Source organism: Myxococcus faecalis, from assembly GCF_050039385.1.
Taxonomy (GTDB): Bacteria; Myxococcota; Myxococcia; order Myxococcales; family Myxococcaceae; genus Myxococcus; species Myxococcus fulvus.
On record NZ_CP144336.1, the window covers coordinates 6,655,499 to 6,670,940 of the forward strand.

Below are 15,442 nucleotides of genomic sequence, written 5' to 3' on the forward strand. Positions count from 1 at the left end.
AACCGTTGAAGGGCGGTTGCGCAGTCCGGAGCGCACATCCCGCGACCGGTTCTTTCGATTCCGCTAGGTTCCTCAGGCCCCATGCTGCGACTCGGCCCCTTCACGCTCGCGAATCCCTACGTCCTCGCCCCCATGGCCGGGGTCTCCGAGATGCCCTACCGGGTGCTCGCCTTCCGCATGGGCGCCGCCCTGTGCCCCACCGAGCTCGTCAGCTCGCAGGGCCTGATGCGGGCCAACCAGCGCACCTTGATGTACCTGCGCTTCGACGCCCAGGTGGAGAAGCCCTACTCGCTCCAGCTCTATGGAGGAGACCCGGAGGCCATGGGGCTCGCCGCCAGCGTCGGCAGGTCCCACGGCGCCCAGCTGCTCGACATCAACATGGGCTGCCCCGTGAAGAAGGTGACCAAGAACGGCGCCGGCAGCGCGCTGCTCTCCGACCCGCCCCGCGCCGCCGCCATCGTCCGCGCCATGCGAGAGGCCTCGGGCCTGCCCGTCACCTGCAAGATTCGCTCGGGCTGGGACGCCCGCTCCCGCAACTACCTCCAGATGGCGGAGGCCCTCCAGGAGGCGGGCTGCGCGGGGCTGGCCATCCACCCTCGCACCCGCGAGCAGGGCTACTCGGGCAGCGCCGACTGGAGCGTCATCGCCGACGTGAAGCGCCACTTCCCCGAGCTGCCCCTGTTCGGCAACGGCGACGTGAAGAGCTGCGAGGACGCGCGCCGGATGCTGGAGACCACCGGGTGCGACTTCGTGATGATTGGCCGCGCGGCCCTGGGCAACCCTTGGATTTTTCGCGAGCTGAACGGAGGCGAGCCGCCCACCCCCGAGGAGCGCTGCGCCCTGGTGCTGGAGCACTTCCATGCGCACCTGGCCTTCGTGGGGGACCCGCTCGGCGCGGTGCGCTCGTTCCGCCGGCACCTGGGCTGGTACGCCCATGGCCTGGTGGGCGCGGCGGTCTTCCGGGCCCGGGTGAACACCCTGGACGCACCGGAGGCCGTCGCCGACGCGGTGCGCGCCTTCTTCGCCACCGCGGACCGCGCCTCGAACTCGGGCGCGGCCTCCGAGGAGGAGCAGGACGTCGACTACCGGGCCGCGCTCGGCTGAGCGGGCCCGGAACTTCTTACAGCGGGGCCACGAGCTTCCGCCCGGTGGCCACCCGCCGGAAGTAGTCGCACGCGGGCGTGGGCCTGCGCTCCAGCGTGTCGAAGTCGACGTGGTAGAGGCCGAAGCGCGGGCCCCAGCCCTCCAGCCACTCGAAGTTGTCGAGCAGGCTCCAATAGAGGTAGCCCTGCACGTCCACGCCCTCGGCCCGCGCGGCGAGCACCTGTCCCAGGTGGGTGTGCAGGTACTGGGGCCTGCGCGTCCCGCTCCGGTCGTCGATGCCGTTCTCCGTAATCCACACCGGCTTGCCGTAGCGCTTCACGTCGCGCAGCGTCTGGAGGAAGCCCTCGGGCCAGTCCTCCCAGCCGATGTCCGTCAGGCCCCGCCCCTGGGTGTCGCGGTACTTGAACTCGATGAACGGCGGCCGGGGCACGAAGCGCAGGTGCGCGCGGCTGTAGTAGTTCACCCCCACGAACTCCGCCGAGTCGCGCGCCTCCGGGATGTCCACGCGGGTGGTGGCCACCCCCGGCATGTTCACCCGCAGCTTCCCGGTGGACAGCGCCTCATGGAAGGCGTGGTTGTAGGCTTGGCCCCCCAGCCGCACCAGCGCGCGGTCCAGCGGGTTCCACCAGCGGTCCGGCGCGAAGGCCAGCATGTTCTGGGAGATGCCCGTCTCCACCCGGCCCAGCCTCTCGCCCACTTCCCGCCGGGCCACCACGTGCGCGCGCACCAGGTTCTCCAGCGCCTTCATGGTGAGCGCCCCGTCGGCGATTCCCGGGGGGATGGCGCCCTGCAGGTAGCCGCCCAGCAGGAGCACCATGGGCTCGTTGAAGGTGATGACCCGCGCGTCCAGCCCCTCGAGCAGCGCCGCGCACCGGCGGGAATAACGGCGGAAGACCTCCACGCTCTCGGGCTGGTGCCACGGCGTCTCGCGGTGGAACCAGGTGGGGTGGGTGAAGTGGTGCAGCGTCACCACCGGCGTGAGGCCATGGGCCTTCATCTTGAGGAGCCGCTCCCGGTACCCCTCGAGCGCCGCCTCGTCGAAGCGCCCGCGCTCAGGCTCGATTCGCGCCCACTCCAGGGAGATGCGGAACGCGGTGGCCCCCACCGCCGTCGCCAGCCGGTAGTCCTCCTCGTAGCGGCTCCAGTGGTCCACCGCCCGCCCGCAGCGCGCGTGGGGCTCCTTCAATCTTCCAGCGCGCTCCCACTCGGCCCAGTCGTTCTCGATGCCGCCCTCCACCTGGTACGCCGACGTCGCGACGCCGAAGGTGAAGTCCGCGGGGAAGGTGCGCTCGGGGGTCCTCATCGTGGCCGCGCACCGTAGACGCCGACCTCCCTCGCGAAAAGCGCCGCGTGCCGCTCGGGCCTTTGCGCGGCAGCCGACAGTGCGTCCGCGCGAGCGCGGAAGCGAAGGCCTCCGTCGCGTCCGGAGCCGGAAAATCGGCCTCGCGCGCGATTCGGCGACGCGCCTCCGAAGTGTCCGCGAACCTCCGTTCGAGGCCCTCGGCACCGCTCGATGCCGAAAAATCGGCCTCGCCGCGCGATGCAATACATCACCATGCGTTGACACACTGGTGTGTCGCCCGTACCATTCACTTCAAGCACTCACTTTCATCAGGAAGAGTGCAGGGCCCCGGTTGACTGGGGCCAAATCACATGGAGGGTTCTGATGGCCGCCAAGAAGAAGACCGCGAAGAAGACCAGCGCGAAGGCTAAGAAGACGACCACCCGCAAGACGGCTGGCAAGACCGCGACCAAGAAGGCCGCGGCCAAGAAGGGCGGCGCCCGTAAGACGGCGGCTCGCGCCAAGAAGGCCCCCGCCCGTAAGAAGGCGGCCCGGGCGAAGAAGACCAGCGCGACGGCGGCCCCGGTTACGCCGGAGTCCTGAGCAGCAGGTCGTCATTCGCGGACGTCGGTTGACGTCCGGTGAACGGCTCGGCGAAACCCGCCGGGCCGTTTTTCTTTTGTCCGGACAGGAGGTTGCCCGTGTCGCTGCGTCCCGTGGAGCTCTCACAGGTGGTGGCGGAGGTGGGCAGTCAGCTGACGGGTGCGGTGGCCCAGAAGGCCTGGTGCCCCCTGCCGAGGCTGGCCTACCTGGAGCTGCGGGTCCCCGGACGCTCCATCCTCCTGTGCCTGTGCGCGGAGGGAGACCTGGCCCGCGTCTCCGCCGCCACCTCCCGCTTCCCCACGCCGGGCGAGCCCGCCCCCTTCCAGCGCTGGCTCCGCCACGAGCTGACCGGCGCGAAGCTCACCGGCGCCCGCTTCATGGAGGCCGAGCGCGTGGTGCGGCTCGACTTCGAGCGCGAGGAGGTGCGCCGTCACCTCGTGATGGAGCTGGGCTCTCCGGGGGGATTCCTCCTCTCGAGCGAGCAGAACCGGGTGCTGATGCTCTCGGGCGAGGGCTTCGGACCCCGCCGCAATCTGTACCCAGGCGCTGCGTGGACACCGCCGGAGCCCATGCCCGCCGAGGCGCTGGAGAAGGCGCTCAAGGTCGCCTCCCGCCTGGTGCCAACAGCGGGAGAGGTGCTCCCTTATTCCCACGCGGCCGAGCGGCTGCTCGGCGCCCGCGACCAGCAGAGCCGCGCCGAGTCCATCCGCCGCCGCCTCGCGCAGCCGTACCGCGCCCGCCTCAAGCGCTCCTCGCGCACCCTGGAGAAGGTGAGGGCGGAGGCCGCGCGCGGGCCGGAGGCGGAGAAGCACCGCCGGCTGGGGGAGCTGCTCGCGCAGAACCTCTTCCGCCTCAAGCGCGGCGCCACCGAGGTGACGCTCACCGAGTACACGGAGGAGGGCGCCCAGGAGGTCCGGGTGCCGCTGGACCCGAAGCGCACGCCCAAGGAGGAGGCGGACTGGCACTTCCACCAGTACCGGCGCCTCCTGCGCGGCGTGGAGCAGGCGCGCCACCGCGAGGCGGAGCTGGCGCGCGAGGTCGCCCACGCCCAGGCCGCGCTGGAGCAGGTGGAGCGCATGGACGAGGCGATGTTGTTGGCCCAGGTGGAGGTGCTGCACGTCTCCGCGGGCGGCGAGGCGACGCCGGAGGGCCGGCCCTTCAAGGAGTACGTGGGCCACGCGGGCGCGCGCATCTGGGTGGGCCGGGGCTCGGAGGACAACGACACGCTCACCTTCAAGCTCGCGCGGCCCTGGCACCTGTGGCTGCACGCGCGCGGCGTGCCGGGCAGCCACGTGGTGCTGCCCCTGGAGAAGGGACAGGAGCCCGCGCAGGAGGCGCTGCTCGACGCGGCGCACCTGGCGCTGCACCACTCGGGGGCGAAGGGCGAGCCCCGGGGCGAGGTGAGCTACGTGCCGGTGAAGTTCGTGCGCAAGGTGAAGGGCGGCGCGCACGGGCAGGTGACGTACACGCGCGAGAAGACCTTCGTGGTGCGCATGGAGCCCGAGCGGCTGGAGCGACTGCTCAAGTCCCGTCACACCGAGGTGCCCGCTCCGTGACGGATGCCGCCCCCGGAGTGTGAATCACCCGGGGACTCGGGGCGGACGCGGTTGACGGGCTGACGGAGGGCAGGCGGGCAGGGGCCTGCGGCCTTGAGTCCGGAGCCTTGGCGGGTACGATGCGCGACGAGTGACCTCCGAGTTTTTCCGTCAGATGTCCCTGTTCCCACGCGGCCTCTCCGCGGCCAGTCGGGCCACGGCGGCGGCCGCGGAGCCGCGCGCCCCGGACGTCGTCGCGGAGCTCGAGGCGCAGCTGGCGCCCCCGGCGCCCCGTCCTCCTCCGCCCCGCAACCGGGTGCCCGAGGAAGCGCCGCGCATGCTCAACGTCTCCTCCACGCGCGAGGACATGTGGAACCGCGCGGAGTCGCTCGCGTGGCGGCTGAGCGCGGAGCTGGGGATGCCGGTGAAGCTGGCGGTGACGGACAACCGCTCCACCATGGTGTCCTTCCGTCGGGGAGGCAACGCGCTGCAGCTGCGCCTGCACCACATGTTCCTGGACGCGCCGGAGACGGTGGTGCGCGCGGTGGCGGACTACGCGGGCCGGGGCCACCGCACCGCGGGCGTGCTGCTGGACGAGTACATCCGGGGACAGCAGCCGCGCATCCGTCAGGTGCGGCGCGAATCCGACGCGGACCTGAACCCGCTGGGTCGCTGTTTCGACCTGCAGGCGCTTTACAACGGGGTCAACGCGACATTTTTCGACAACGTCATCCAGGCGCGCATCGGCTGGGGGCGCATGCCGCCCCGGCGGCGTCGGAAGTCCATCCGCCTGGGCGTGTACGACCATCAGACGCGGGAGATTCGCATCCATCCCGCGCTGGACAGGCCCGAGGTGCCGGCCTTCTTCGTGGAGTTCATCGTCTACCACGAGATGCTCCATCAGCTCTTCCCGAGCACGGGGCGGGGCGGGCGCCGCGTCCACCATCCGCGCGCCTTCCGGGAGCGCGAGCGCACGTACCCGCACTACACGGCGGCGCTGCGCTGGGAGCGGGAGAACCTGGGCGTGTTGTTGCGCGGTTGATGGCTCTTCTGCTCGCTGGCTCATTTACCGGTTTACCGAGCGAAGCGACCCGTGGTGCGTGCTTGACGCCTCCATGAGGTCCACCCATCCTCCCGAGCCATATGCGACGAGCGAAGATTGTCTGCACCCTCGGGCCCGCGAGTCAGAGCCAGGAGATGTTGGAGGCGCTGCTGGAGAACGGCATGGACGTGGCGAGGTTGAACTTCTCCCACGGCAGCCACGAGCAGCACGCGGAGAACATCGCCAAGCTGCGCGCGGCCTCGCTGAAGGTGCGCAAGGCGGTGGGCATCCTGGGTGATTTGCAGGGCCCGAAGATTCGCACGGGCCGCTTCACCCAGGGCAGCACGGAGCTGAAGGAGGGGGGCACCTTCCACATCACCACGGACGAGACGGTGCCGGGCACGGACGACATCGTGTCGACGACGTACCCGTTCCTGGCGGCGGACGTGAATCCGGGGGACCGCATCCTGTTGGATGACGGCCTGCTGGAGCTGAAGGTGCTCCACACGGACAAGCAGAAGCTCATCAAGACGGAGGTCATCCACGGCGGCACGCTGAAGAACAACAAGGGCATCAACCTGCCCGGCGTGGCGGTGCGCGCGGAGGCGCTGACACCGAAGGACCGTGAGGACCTGGTCTTCGGCATCAAGGCGGGCGTGGACTACATCGCGCTGTCGTTCGTGCGGCAGCCCTCCGACCTGGACACGGCCCGTCAGGCGATGGCCGAGGTGGGCCGCACGGTGCCCATCATCGCCAAGCTGGAGAAGCCGGAGGCGATTGCGCGGCTGGACGCCATCCTGGACAAGACGGACGGGGTGATGGTGGCGCGCGGCGACCTGGGCGTGGAGATTCCGCCCGAGGAGGTGCCGGCGGTGCAGAAGGACATCATCCGGCGTTCGAACCTGCGCGGCCTGCCGGTCATCGTGGCGACGCAGATGTTGAACTCGATGATCGACAACCCGCGTCCCACGCGCGCCGAGGCGAGCGACGTGGCGAACGCGGTGTTCGACGGCGCGGACGCGGTGATGCTGTCGGGCGAGACGGCGAGCGGCAAGTTCCCCATCGAGTCCGTGCAGATGATGGAGCGCATCATCCTGGCGGCGGAGTCCTCGTCGCGGGTGCAGGGGCTGTCGCCGCGCATCGACGCGCCGCTGGGCGTGCCCTCGCACTTCCCGGACGTCATCGCGCGCGTGGCGTGCGAGGCGGCGAAGGCGAGCAACGCGTCGCTGATTGCGGCCTTCACCCTGTCGGGTGTGACGGCGCGGCTGTTGTCGCACTACCGGCCGACGGTGCCGATTGTGGCGTTCAGCCCGAACCAGGAGGTCCGTCGGCGACTGGCGCTCCTGTGGGGCGTGGTGCCGCGGGTGCTCGAGCCCATCCAGGACACGGAGGCGATGGTGCGCCGCGTGGAGGAGGAGCTGCTCGCGCGCGGACTGGGTCGCAAGGGTGACCGCATCGTCATCGTCTACGGCGCGCCCGTGGGGCAGCCGGGGAAGATCAACAGCCTGCGGCTGCACACCATCGGCTGAAGCCTGACGCCGTGAGGACCTGGGGCTCGCTGCTTCGCGCGGCGGGCCCCATTTGTTTTCTGAGGTCAGTGAAGTGCCGTGCTTCGAGGGCCGAGTCCTGGACGAGGGCGGAGCCGGAGCGAACCGTCGCCCGCCAGGCCAGGCCAGGCCTGGACTCGGCGAGGGTGGAGCTCCTACGCCGTGCTTCGACGGCCGAGCCCTCGGCGAGGGCGGAGCTGGTGAATGAGCTGTGCCAGAGAAGCCGGTCCGCTACTTCGGCGCGTGCTTCAGGGCGCGGCGGGGAATCTCGGCCTCGACGAAGATCTTGAACAGCTCGGGGTCGAGCTGCCCGTTCTGCGTCTCCTTCTTGAGGATGTCGAGCGCGAGCGTGTGCGGCACGGCCTTCTTGTAGGGACGGTCGCTGGCGGTGAGTGCGTCGTAGATGTCGGAGATGGACATCATGCGCGACTGGACGGGGATGGTGCGGTCGGGGATGGCGCGGGGGTAGCCGGTGCCGTCGAGCTTCTCGTGGTGCGCGTACGCGATTTCGGGCACGCGGCGCAGGGCGCGCGTCCACGGAATCTGTGTGAGGAAGCGGTAGGTGTGCTCGACGTGGCTCTCGATTTCGCGGCGCTCGTCGGCGGAGAGGGTGCCGCGGGGGATGGAGAGCGACTGGATTTCGCGCGGCAGGAGCAGCGGCTGCGTCTGGCCCGCGTCGTCCTGGAAGTTCAGGTGGCCCAGCTCCGTGAGCCGCTCGAAGCCGCCCTGCGCCAGCACCGTGGGCTGGTTGCAGGTGAGGACGAACTCGAACACCTCGTGCAGGTGCTTGAGCTCCGTGTCGAGCCGCTCGGTCTCCTCGGCTTCAATCTCCGCGAGCGCCGAGTCCCCGCGCTTCTTCACCGCCTCGAACCGCCGCCGGTAGCTCTGCAGCTGCAAATCCTTGCGAGCGAGCTGGAAGCGGGCGCGCAGCACCTCGAGCTCATGCGGATAGAGCTTCTCCGCCTTGACGAGGACGTTCTCCCGCACGCCGACCTTGCCGAAGTCGTGCAGGAGCGACGCGTAGCGCAGCTCCTGGATCTCGGTGGCGGAGAAGCGCACCTGGGTATACGGGCCGGTGGACTGGTGCTCCAGCGCCTGGGCCAGGGACACGGTGAGGTCGGCGACGCGGCCCGAGTGACCCGCCGTGGTCGGGTCCCGCTGCTCGATGGCGACGACGGACGCGGAGACGAACCCCTCGAACAGGCGGTTGATCTCCTCGTGGAGCAGGGCGTTCTCGATGGCGCCCGCGGCCTGCGCGCCCAGCGCGAGCAGCAGCTCCTCGTCCTCGGCGTTGAAGGCCAGGTCATCGAGCTTGTTGAGGGCCTGGATGACGCCGGTGACGTCGCCATTCGCGTCGCGCATGGGGACGCAGAGGATGGTCTTCGTCTGGTATCCGCTGGAGACGTCGAACGAGCGATTGAAGCGGGTGTCCGCGTAGGCGTCGGGGATGTTGATGATGGTGCCGGTGTGGGCGACCTGTCCGGCGATGCCGCTGCCCACGGGGAGCCGGATTTCGTTCTTCGAGCCCTGGGCCACCTTGCTCCACAGCTCGTTGCGCTCGCGGTCCAGGATGAAGAGCGAGCACCGGTCCGCCTCCACCACCTTGGTGGCCTCGTAGAGGATGAGCGGCAGCAGCAGGTCCAAGTCCCGCTCGGCGCTCATGGCCTTGGCCACGTCGAGGATGGACGTGAGCTTCGCCAGGCGGCGGGTGAGGTCGGGCTGCGGCGGAGTCGGCTGCTGCGCGAGGGCGGAAGAGGGCACCGGGTGGCTCCGGGCGAGGTGTGTCCTGCGGTTGTGCAGGATTCCAAGGTTGTAACACGCCCGGGCAGGTGGTCGCCCTGGGGCCCGACCTGCTTGGTTTTCTGCTTTAGAACGGACGTCGGGGAATTCCTTCGCTGTCGGGGTGAAAGGGAGCGGGGTATGTAGCGCCCCCATGAGCCGCCGCCCTGTCCGAATCTCGCCCTCGCTGTTGTCTTCAGACTTCGGTCGCCTGGCCGAGGAGGTCCGCGACATCGAAGCCGCGGGCGCCGATTGGATTCACGTCGACGTGATGGATGGGCGCTTCGTGCCGAACCTCACGATAGGGCCGGTGGTGGTGGAGGCCATCAAGCGGGCGGCGACGAAGCCGTTGGATGTGCACCTGATGATTGTCGAGCCGGAGAAGTACGTGGAGGCCTTCGCGAAGGCGGGGGCGGACGTGCTGACGGTGCACGTGGAGGCGAGCCCGCACCTGCACCGCACGCTGCAGCAGATTCGTCACGCGGGGGCGAAGCCGGCGGTGGTGTTGAACCCGAGCACGCCGTTGTCGGCCATCGAGGAGGTGCTGGGGGACGTGGAGATGGTGTTGTTGATGAGCGTGAACCCCGGGTTCGGGGGGCAGGGGTTCATCGAGTCGACGGTGGACAAGGTGCGCCGGCTGCGCGCGATGTTGGACGCGCGGGGGCTGTCCACGGACATCGAGGTGGACGGGGGCATCAACGCCGAGACGGCGAAGAAGGTGGTGGAGGCGGGGGCGACGGTGCTGGTAGCGGGCAGCTACGTCTTCGGGGCGAAGGACCGGGCGGCGGCCATCCGTTCGCTCCGGGGGTGACGGCGGGGTTTCAGGCCCGGGTGCGAGCCACGGTGGTGGCGAGTCGAGCGACGCGGGTCATGAAGGTGGGGTCGAAGGGCTTCACCTCGTAGTCGTCGGCGCCGAGCTCGAAGCAGACGTGGCGGGTGAACTGGTCCTCGACGCCGCTGAGGATGATGACCTTGCACTCGCGGGTGGCGGGGTCCTGCTTGAGCTGGGCGAGCAGGTCGCGGCCGTCCTGGTGCTGGTTGATGTCCAGGATGATGACGGCGGGCCGGTGGAGGCGGGCCAGCTCGAGGACGCGCTCCGACGTCGTGTCCGAGATGCACGTCAGGCCGGACCGCTTCGCCTCCCGGGCGAGGGCCGACACGATGAGCGGTTCATCATCGGAGATGAGGACGACGGGGGGCATGTTCGTATGGAGCTGCACGGCCAGCTGCCTTCTCGGCCCAGAGGGGACTGGTGAATATATCCGGAACTATCGGAATGTCAGGACAATTGTTAGAGGGGGGCAAGGGGCGAGGGGAGGAGCGAGGGTCTTTTCGGACCGCAGGAGGGTGGGGAGGTGGGGAGGGGGAAAGAAAAGGTGATCCGAGGACGTTGACTCAGCCGTGAGGCTCGGGTACTACCGCCGCACTTTCGCCGGTCCCGAGGAGTACCCGCCGGCGGACGGACATATCGGGGAGTGGCTCAGCCTGGTAGAGCACTTGGTTCGGGACCAAGGGGTCGCAGGTTCAAATCCTGTCTCCCCGACCATGATTTGACGGGCTGGAGATCCTTCGGGGTCTCCAGCCCGTTGCCGTTTAGGGGCCCGACGGTTGCTCGACCCGAGGCTGCTGTGGGCGGGTTTGTGTCAAGGACCGGGGTCATGGACTGCGGGAGGGTCGGCCAAGCGGATCGGGTTGCTGAGCTCGTCAGGGAGCCGCTGCTCAAGTTCGCGGCGTTGACGAGGTCGGGGTCGGCCAAGCGGATCCACGCCGTGGCTAGCGCGCTTCCGCAGCGGCGGCCTTTCGGCGCCGGACGGGAGGCGGATTGCGGTAGCTGTCGCCTTCGATGACCAGGACATGCGAGTGGTGCAGCAGCCTATCCATGGCGGCGCTGGCCATCAGCGGGTCCCCGAAGAGCGGAGGCCACTCTTCGATTGCGCGATTGGAGGTGATGACAGTGCTCTTGCGCTCGTACCTCTGTCGGACGACTTCGTAGAGGTCCACCGGCTCGTCCTGTGTCAGCCCGCGCAGGCCGAGGTCATCGATGATGAGCAGGTCCGGCGAGGTGAAGCGCAAGAGGCGCTTGTCGTAGGAGCCGTCGCCCCGGGCGGAGCGCAACTGCATGAGCAGTTCGTGGGTGCCGACGTATAGGGTGCTGAAGCCAGCACGGCACGCGCGGTGGCCGAGAGCCTGCGCCAGGTGGGACTTGCCCACGCCGGTGGGGCCGACGATGAGCACGTTGTCGTGGCGCTCGAGGAAGCCGCAGGTGCCCAGCTCCAGCACTTTGGCCTTGGGCACGCTGGGGTTGAAGTGGAAGTCGAAGTCCTCCAGCGACCTGGCGTGCTCGAAGGAGGCGCGACGCACGCGCTGGGAGAGTTGCTTGGAGTCGCGGCGCTCCACCTCGTCTCCCAGCAGCCGGTAGAGGAATTCGGAGTGGGAGAGGTTGTCGTCCACCGCCTGCTGACGTCGAGAAACCCAAACTGCATCATCAGGGATGGAAGACCAAGTGCCAGGAACTTATCGCACGCTTTTCGAAGCAAGCGTAGGCGGAGTTTCCAGTTGGCATTTCCCTTGAGAAGAGCTCGCTGATGGCAACACCTTCCGGTCGCATGCGCACTTTGTGCTGCGGGAAGGAAAGATGCTGCCTCCCCGCTACTGCGAGTAGTTCCTTGTGAAGGCGATGTCGAGAGCCCCGCTATGCACGGCCCTTGATCTATTTACGTATCCGGAGTCTTTCTGCTCAGGGAACGCATCAGATGTTCATTGCGCAGGTCGAAGCGACAGTGATAGCGGTTGCTCAGTAGCCTTTTTTGAAGGTCTTCGAGTTCATATTCGCTCAGATGGGCACGCTCGGCCGCCTCAAGTAGCACATCCTCAATGCTCTGCCATTCAACGAGCGGGGTTGTGTTGGCAGACATCCAGTTGCGACATTTCCAGTCATCACACAGTACGCCACCACCTTCTCGTCCTGCGATGATTGCACAGGCCAATTCGCCGAGGCCTGCCTTTCTTGGGGCGTTCAGTTGTGCAATTCGATCAAGATCGCCAAGAGTCAAGTTCCTTAATGTGATTTGACCAGAAGTGACGACCGCTCTTGCTATCTCCTGGGTTTCAGGGTGGGCTCTTTCACCCAGCAACTCAACCTTGAACACATACTCAGGGAAAGCTATGGGATTTCTCAGAGTTACGACCAGTCGTGTTTGCTCGATAATAAGGGAATGGATAAAGGTCGAGCTATCTAGCATCCAAAGGCCGACCTTGCCTTGAGCGAGCGTCATAGAGCGATTCCCGTTTCCACAGCAAAGGATGCCGCCTGCCGAGGAGTCATGTCTAGCATTTCTGTAAACCGTCCCATGGTAATCAAATTGCTAGACACGGCACGGCGAAGGAGCTCCAGGTAATAGGAACTCGTGCCATATTCTGTGGCAACTTGACGGCGCTCATACTGTTGCTGAGTTAGACCAAGAGGAACTTCCGGGTCGCGCTTCTCGCTCCGCGGGATTCGCTTGGGCATAACTTTCTTGAAGGACTCCAATGTTTTCTGAGAGATCCAGCCCTTGTCCTTCAATCGGATCGCAACCGTCACGGTGTTAATACGGTAGTCTCTTCCAATTCTGAGGGTAAGTTCGGCCACATCATCCGTCGTCTGGGGCTTGGGATAACGGTCTAGAGCGCTCAGGGGGAGAAGAAACTCTGAGGCAAAATTATTCGCTCTCAGCTCTATCCAATGGCTTTCTCGTTCAGACTGGGGTGTTTGTGTGCTGTCTCTCCGGCCTAATTCCCTATTGTTGTAGTACGAAACGATACAGCTTTCTCGATCAAGAACGCCTCGTTCAAAGAGGACATGGCAATACTCGTGCGCGGCTGAGAAAAATTGCCGAAACAAATCGTCATCGTAATTGATGAGGGCGCAAACCCCAGCCCGTGGATGGAGAAGCGTAACGCCTGAGAGATTTCCGTCTTCTAGGCGCTGACGCATCAGGCCGATTCCCTGCCGACGCATCAAATCGAAGATGTTCGAAATGGGCTCGTTTCCTAAGCCTAAGCGCTTTCTTTCGGCTTGTGCGGCCTGCTTTCCTTGATCCTTGTGTAGGATGTTTTTTTCGAATCGGTACACAGGAGGCGGAGACGGCTTGGGACACCCGAGCAGTATCTCTAGATCATGCTCTGCGGCTGCAAACGACATGAAGCGCCGAAGAGCTAAGAAATCTTTGGGATTAGGGGCTGCGAGCGCCCTAAATAGCTTCTTGATCCCCGTCTCAACGTCATCGAGACTTCGCGAGATAAAATAGCGAAAGTCTGTCTTGAGTGCCTGGGCGAGAATCAGAATGTAGTCTCCAGGCACAGGAGACAAGATGCCAGACTCAAGCTGTTCAATCACTATGGGTTGGACACCGAGAATCGCGGCCAACTGAGCCGGAGAAAAGCCAACCTCAATCCGTACTTCCTTGATTCTCCGTCCGATCTCTTCTGGGGGTAATGGCATTGCTCCTCATGCGTGAGCATTCTCAGCGGAAGATTTGCCTCAAGATATGCCAACAGGGTTCGAGTGTGCCACTGACATGTAGGAGCAAGGGGAACCCTGCTAGGGGAAGTAGACTGGCGTAAGAGTCTACGGAGGAAATTGTAGGAGAGAGTATGTCGGTGCCGACATGCTCTGTCTCCCACTTTGTCCTACGTCGGTGGTCGCATTCGCACTGCCACCATGTGGGGCTCGGTGGACTTGGCGCGCATTGTCGGCCAGTCGCTGCGTAACCGTCCGGCGAGCGACGTGGCGGGAGGCATTGCCGAGGTAGCAGTCGTGGTGGACCCTGGCCGGAATGTCGAAGCCGGCTGAGAAGCAGGAGTGGTTCCAGGTCGCCGAGGCCTTCGAGGCGAGCGGCCTGACGCAGAAGGAGTTCTCCACGCAGCGAGGATGTATCCGTCCGGTCAGCGACGTGGCGTAAGCGGTTGAAGACGGACGAGGTCCGTGCCCGGTAGACGCCACGACCGGAGGGGTGTTCAGGGAATGGGTTGGAGGTGCGACTCGGGAGGACCTGTGGTCTGCCGACGCTTCCACTCGTGCGGCAGCAGCTCTGCGATGCGCGAGTTGGGATGCGTCTGGACGCGTAGCAGGACGTCGGCCAGGTACGCCTCGGGATTGACGCCGTTGGCCTCGCAGGTGGCCACCAGCGCGTAGAGGCCCGCAAGGTTCTCTCCGGCGGCTTCGTGCCCGACGGAGAGGAAGTTCTTCCGGCCCAGAGCAACGCCCCGTTCATTCTGCCGTAAGCATCGCGGAAGTTGCCCAGGTCCAATACCAATGGCACCCCTTGGTGGGCCAGCAGGTTCCAGTCCTGTACCGAGAACATCGCAAAGGAGAGCAAGTCGCTATTTGCGAACTGCTTGATGGCTCGCGAGCGGTTGTCCCCGCCTGGATGCTGGAGCGGGCGGCTTGCGCGACGCTGACTTTCGGCATTCCGCGGGTTTCGTTGGAGGCACTTCGCGATTTGCGCCGGTTGCTCGACGCGCAGGCATCCGAGCACGCGTCGGCAACCACCTCAGGCTTGAGGGTGGAGGTCGCGCATGGCCAACCACCAGGAAAGGAAGCCGAAACAGCTCTCGCTCCCGCTCGGAAGGGCGCCGAGTCCCCGGGTCACCGAAGAGCAGCACCACCAAGTGGTACTGCTGCTCGCGCAGCTCCTGCTGAGCACGGTGCCTCCGCCAAGCCGCGGCGACGGCGCCGCGACGGAGGCCGGCGATGAACCGTACTGAGTTGCCGGAGACGGTCCTGCAGCGGCGCGCCATCGTCTACGTCCGTCAATCCACCGTCGCGCAGGTTCAGGACAACGTGGAGAGTCAGCGCCGCCAGTATGCGCTCGCTGACCTGGCGCGCGCCTACGGATTCCGTGACGTCGTCACCATCGATGAAGACCTTGGCCGCTCGGCCAGCGGGACGATCGCCCGTCCGGGCTTCGAGGCGCTGGTAGCACAACTTTGCCAGGGCCGCGTTGGAGCCGTCTTCTGCCTGGAGGCTTCCCGGCTGGCGCGCAACGGTCGTGAGTGGCACCACCTCCTGGAGTTGTGTGGCCTTGTGGATGCTCGCGTTGTCGACGGCGACGGTGCCTATGACCCGAGCGTGCCGAATGACCGTAACTCCTCGCCGCGCCCCGTCTGGTGCGGCGAGGAGATTCGTGAAAGGGGCGGCGCGGGAATCAGCGGCGAGGGGCGCGAGCTTCTGCCCAAAGGGAGACGTCACCGTTCGGCGCCTGGCGGAGTTCCCAGGCGCCGATGCCACGCAAGTCACGGGCGAAGAGCTGGCGCTTGCGGGCCACCAGCATGTCGATGGTAGCGCGCATGGTGGAGCGGCCCGGTTCTGGTAGCGCGTCGAGCCGGCGGTAGAGGTCCGGCAGCAAGTCTTCCCCGCCCCAGGCCGCGGTGACGAGCGCATTCCAGACGGTGATGGCCACCTGGAGGATGCTGCGACGTTGCTCGAGGGGCACGCTGGGGGGCATGCCTTCGAAGAGCGGCGAGGCGTAGTCCAGGAGGGTTGCCGAAATCTTCGTCTCCATGGAGG

Annotated in this window: 15 protein-coding genes, 1 tRNA gene and 3 pseudogenes; 11 read left to right on the forward strand and 8 right to left on the reverse strand. The window is 66.5% G+C overall.

Going from position 1 to position 15,442, the window contains the following annotated elements:
* Positions 1 to 81 precede the first annotated feature (81 nt).
* Complete coding sequence (gene dusB, locus VZQ01_RS26720) at positions 82 to 1,104, forward strand: tRNA dihydrouridine synthase DusB (protein WP_223747191.1); 1,023 nt, start codon at positions 82 to 84, stop codon at positions 1,102 to 1,104.
* 16 nt (positions 1,105 to 1,120) lie between these two features.
* Here the strand turns inward: dusB and VZQ01_RS26725 are convergent, their stop codons facing one another.
* The gene (locus VZQ01_RS26725; protein ID WP_223782509.1) at positions 1,121 to 2,407 is read right to left on the reverse strand and encodes a glycoside hydrolase family 1 protein; all 1,287 of its coding nucleotides are present in this window, start codon (positions 2,405 to 2,407) and stop codon (positions 1,121 to 1,123) included.
* Positions 2,408 to 2,770: 363 nt separating this feature from the next.
* On the opposite strand from VZQ01_RS26725, the gene VZQ01_RS26730 reads away from it, so the two are divergent.
* From VZQ01_RS26730 to pyk, 4 genes are all read left to right on the forward strand, one after another.
* A complete protein-coding gene (locus tag VZQ01_RS26730; RefSeq protein WP_046716140.1) occupies positions 2,771 to 2,989 on the forward strand; it encodes a hypothetical protein in 219 nt (72 codons plus the stop codon).
* Between the two features lie 98 nt (positions 2,990 to 3,087).
* Entirely contained in the window at positions 3,088 to 4,545 is a 1,458-nt protein-coding gene (locus VZQ01_RS26735; RefSeq protein WP_426745040.1) for an NFACT family protein, read from the forward strand.
* A gap of 316 nt (positions 4,546 to 4,861) precedes the next feature.
* Positions 4,862 to 5,566: a hypothetical protein gene (locus tag VZQ01_RS26740; RefSeq protein ID WP_408889178.1), complete on the forward strand. Its 705-nt coding sequence runs from the start codon at positions 4,862 to 4,864 to the stop codon at positions 5,564 to 5,566.
* A 101-nt stretch (positions 5,567 to 5,667) separates the two neighbouring features.
* Positions 5,668 to 7,095, forward strand: a complete 1,428-nt coding sequence (pyk, locus tag VZQ01_RS26745) for a pyruvate kinase (protein WP_223747194.1) — start codon at positions 5,668 to 5,670, stop codon at positions 7,093 to 7,095.
* Positions 7,096 to 7,344: 249 nt separating this feature from the next.
* Here pyk and VZQ01_RS26750 read toward each other — a convergent pair whose 3' ends face one another.
* The gene (locus VZQ01_RS26750) at positions 7,345 to 8,874 is read right to left on the reverse strand and encodes a GAF and HD-GYP domain-containing protein (RefSeq protein WP_426745041.1); all 1,530 of its coding nucleotides are present in this window, start codon (positions 8,872 to 8,874) and stop codon (positions 7,345 to 7,347) included.
* A 172-nt stretch (positions 8,875 to 9,046) separates the two neighbouring features.
* Here VZQ01_RS26750 and rpe point away from each other — a divergent pair, with 172 nt between their 5' ends.
* Positions 9,047 to 9,703: a ribulose-phosphate 3-epimerase gene (gene rpe / locus VZQ01_RS26755; RefSeq protein WP_408889180.1), complete on the forward strand. Its 657-nt coding sequence runs from the start codon at positions 9,047 to 9,049 to the stop codon at positions 9,701 to 9,703.
* A gap of 10 nt (positions 9,704 to 9,713) precedes the next feature.
* On the opposite strand, the gene VZQ01_RS26760 is transcribed toward rpe, so the two are convergent.
* Positions 9,714 to 10,094, reverse strand: coding sequence for a response regulator (locus VZQ01_RS26760; RefSeq protein ID WP_046718495.1), 381 nt, complete (start codon positions 10,092 to 10,094; stop codon positions 9,714 to 9,716).
* A 267-nt stretch (positions 10,095 to 10,361) separates the two neighbouring features.
* Here VZQ01_RS26760 and VZQ01_RS26765 point away from each other — a divergent pair.
* Positions 10,362 to 10,438, forward strand: a tRNA-Pro gene (locus tag VZQ01_RS26765).
* Between the two features lie 227 nt (positions 10,439 to 10,665).
* Here the strand turns inward: VZQ01_RS26765 and istB are convergent.
* The 3 genes from istB to VZQ01_RS26780 all read right to left on the reverse strand — a co-directional run bounded on the left by istB (position 10,666) and on the right by VZQ01_RS26780 (position 13,375).
* On the reverse strand, positions 10,666 to 11,343 hold the full coding sequence (gene istB / locus VZQ01_RS26770; protein WP_426745042.1) for an IS21-like element helper ATPase IstB: 678 nt from the start codon (positions 11,341 to 11,343) through the stop codon (positions 10,666 to 10,668).
* 263 nt (positions 11,344 to 11,606) lie between these two features.
* A complete protein-coding gene (locus VZQ01_RS26775; protein WP_223782506.1) occupies positions 11,607 to 12,167 on the reverse strand; it encodes a hypothetical protein in 561 nt (186 codons plus the stop codon).
* A complete protein-coding gene (locus VZQ01_RS26780; RefSeq protein ID WP_426745043.1) occupies positions 12,164 to 13,375 on the reverse strand; it encodes a helix-turn-helix domain-containing protein in 1,212 nt (403 codons plus the stop codon). The genes VZQ01_RS26775 and VZQ01_RS26780 overlap by 4 nt, the downstream gene beginning before the upstream one ends.
* Positions 13,376 to 13,709: 334 nt before the next feature.
* Here VZQ01_RS26780 and VZQ01_RS26785 point away from each other — a divergent pair, with 334 nt between their 5' ends.
* Complete coding sequence (locus tag VZQ01_RS26785) at positions 13,710 to 13,835, forward strand: hypothetical protein (RefSeq protein WP_426745044.1); 126 nt, start codon at positions 13,710 to 13,712, stop codon at positions 13,833 to 13,835.
* A gap of 55 nt (positions 13,836 to 13,890) precedes the next feature.
* Here VZQ01_RS26785 and VZQ01_RS26790 read toward each other — a convergent pair.
* A pseudogene (locus VZQ01_RS26790) lies at positions 13,891 to 14,214 on the reverse strand (transposase domain-containing protein); the annotation flags it as partial.
* Here VZQ01_RS26790 and VZQ01_RS43465 point away from each other — a divergent pair.
* The 3 genes and pseudogenes from VZQ01_RS43465 to VZQ01_RS26800 all read left to right on the forward strand — a co-directional run.
* Positions 14,202 to 14,333: pseudogene (locus VZQ01_RS43465) on the forward strand (hypothetical protein); the annotation flags it as partial. The pseudogenes VZQ01_RS26790 and VZQ01_RS43465 overlap by 13 nt on opposite strands.
* A gap of 118 nt (positions 14,334 to 14,451) precedes the next feature.
* Positions 14,452 to 14,640 carry a hypothetical protein gene (locus VZQ01_RS26795; RefSeq protein ID WP_426745045.1) on the forward strand — a complete coding sequence of 63 codons (189 nt, stop codon included), beginning with the start codon at positions 14,452 to 14,454 and terminating at the stop codon, positions 14,638 to 14,640.
* Positions 14,627 to 14,959, forward strand: a pseudogene (locus tag VZQ01_RS26800) (recombinase family protein); the annotation flags it as partial. The gene VZQ01_RS26795 and the pseudogene VZQ01_RS26800, both read left to right, overlap by 14 nt.
* A 121-nt stretch (positions 14,960 to 15,080) precedes the next feature.
* Here VZQ01_RS26800 and VZQ01_RS26805 read toward each other — a convergent pair.
* Entirely contained in the window at positions 15,081 to 15,437 is a 357-nt protein-coding gene (locus VZQ01_RS26805) for a hypothetical protein (RefSeq protein ID WP_426749043.1), read from the reverse strand.
* Positions 15,438 to 15,442 lie beyond the last annotated feature (5 nt).

Coding starts and splice junctions, on each gene's coding strand:
- pyk (WP_223747194.1), top strand. CDS start 5,668: ATGCGACGAGCGAAGATTGTCTGCACCCTCGGGCCCGCGAGTCAGAGC.
- VZQ01_RS26730 (WP_046716140.1), top strand. CDS start 2,771: ATGGCCGCCAAGAAGAAGACCGCGAAGAAGACCAGCGCGAAGGCTAAG.
- VZQ01_RS26780 (WP_426745043.1), bottom strand. CDS start 13,375: ATGCCATTACCCCCAGAAGAGATCGGACGGAGAATCAAGGAAGTACGG.
- VZQ01_RS26740 (WP_408889178.1), top strand. CDS start 4,862: ATGCTCAACGTCTCCTCCACGCGCGAGGACATGTGGAACCGCGCGGAG.
- rpe (WP_408889180.1), top strand. CDS start 9,047: ATGAGCCGCCGCCCTGTCCGAATCTCGCCCTCGCTGTTGTCTTCAGAC.
- VZQ01_RS26785 (WP_426745044.1), top strand. CDS start 13,710: ATGTCGAAGCCGGCTGAGAAGCAGGAGTGGTTCCAGGTCGCCGAGGCC.
- VZQ01_RS26725 (WP_223782509.1), bottom strand. CDS start 2,407: ATGAGGACCCCCGAGCGCACCTTCCCCGCGGACTTCACCTTCGGCGTC.
- VZQ01_RS26775 (WP_223782506.1), bottom strand. CDS start 12,167: ATGACGCTCGCTCAAGGCAAGGTCGGCCTTTGGATGCTAGATAGCTCG.
- dusB (WP_223747191.1), top strand. CDS start 82: ATGCTGCGACTCGGCCCCTTCACGCTCGCGAATCCCTACGTCCTCGCC.
- VZQ01_RS26795 (WP_426745045.1), top strand. CDS start 14,452: ATGGCCAACCACCAGGAAAGGAAGCCGAAACAGCTCTCGCTCCCGCTC.
- VZQ01_RS26760 (WP_046718495.1), bottom strand. CDS start 10,094: ATGCCCCCCGTCGTCCTCATCTCCGATGATGAACCGCTCATCGTGTCG.
- VZQ01_RS26805 (WP_426749043.1), bottom strand. CDS start 15,437: ATGGAGACGAAGATTTCGGCAACCCTCCTGGACTACGCCTCGCCGCTC.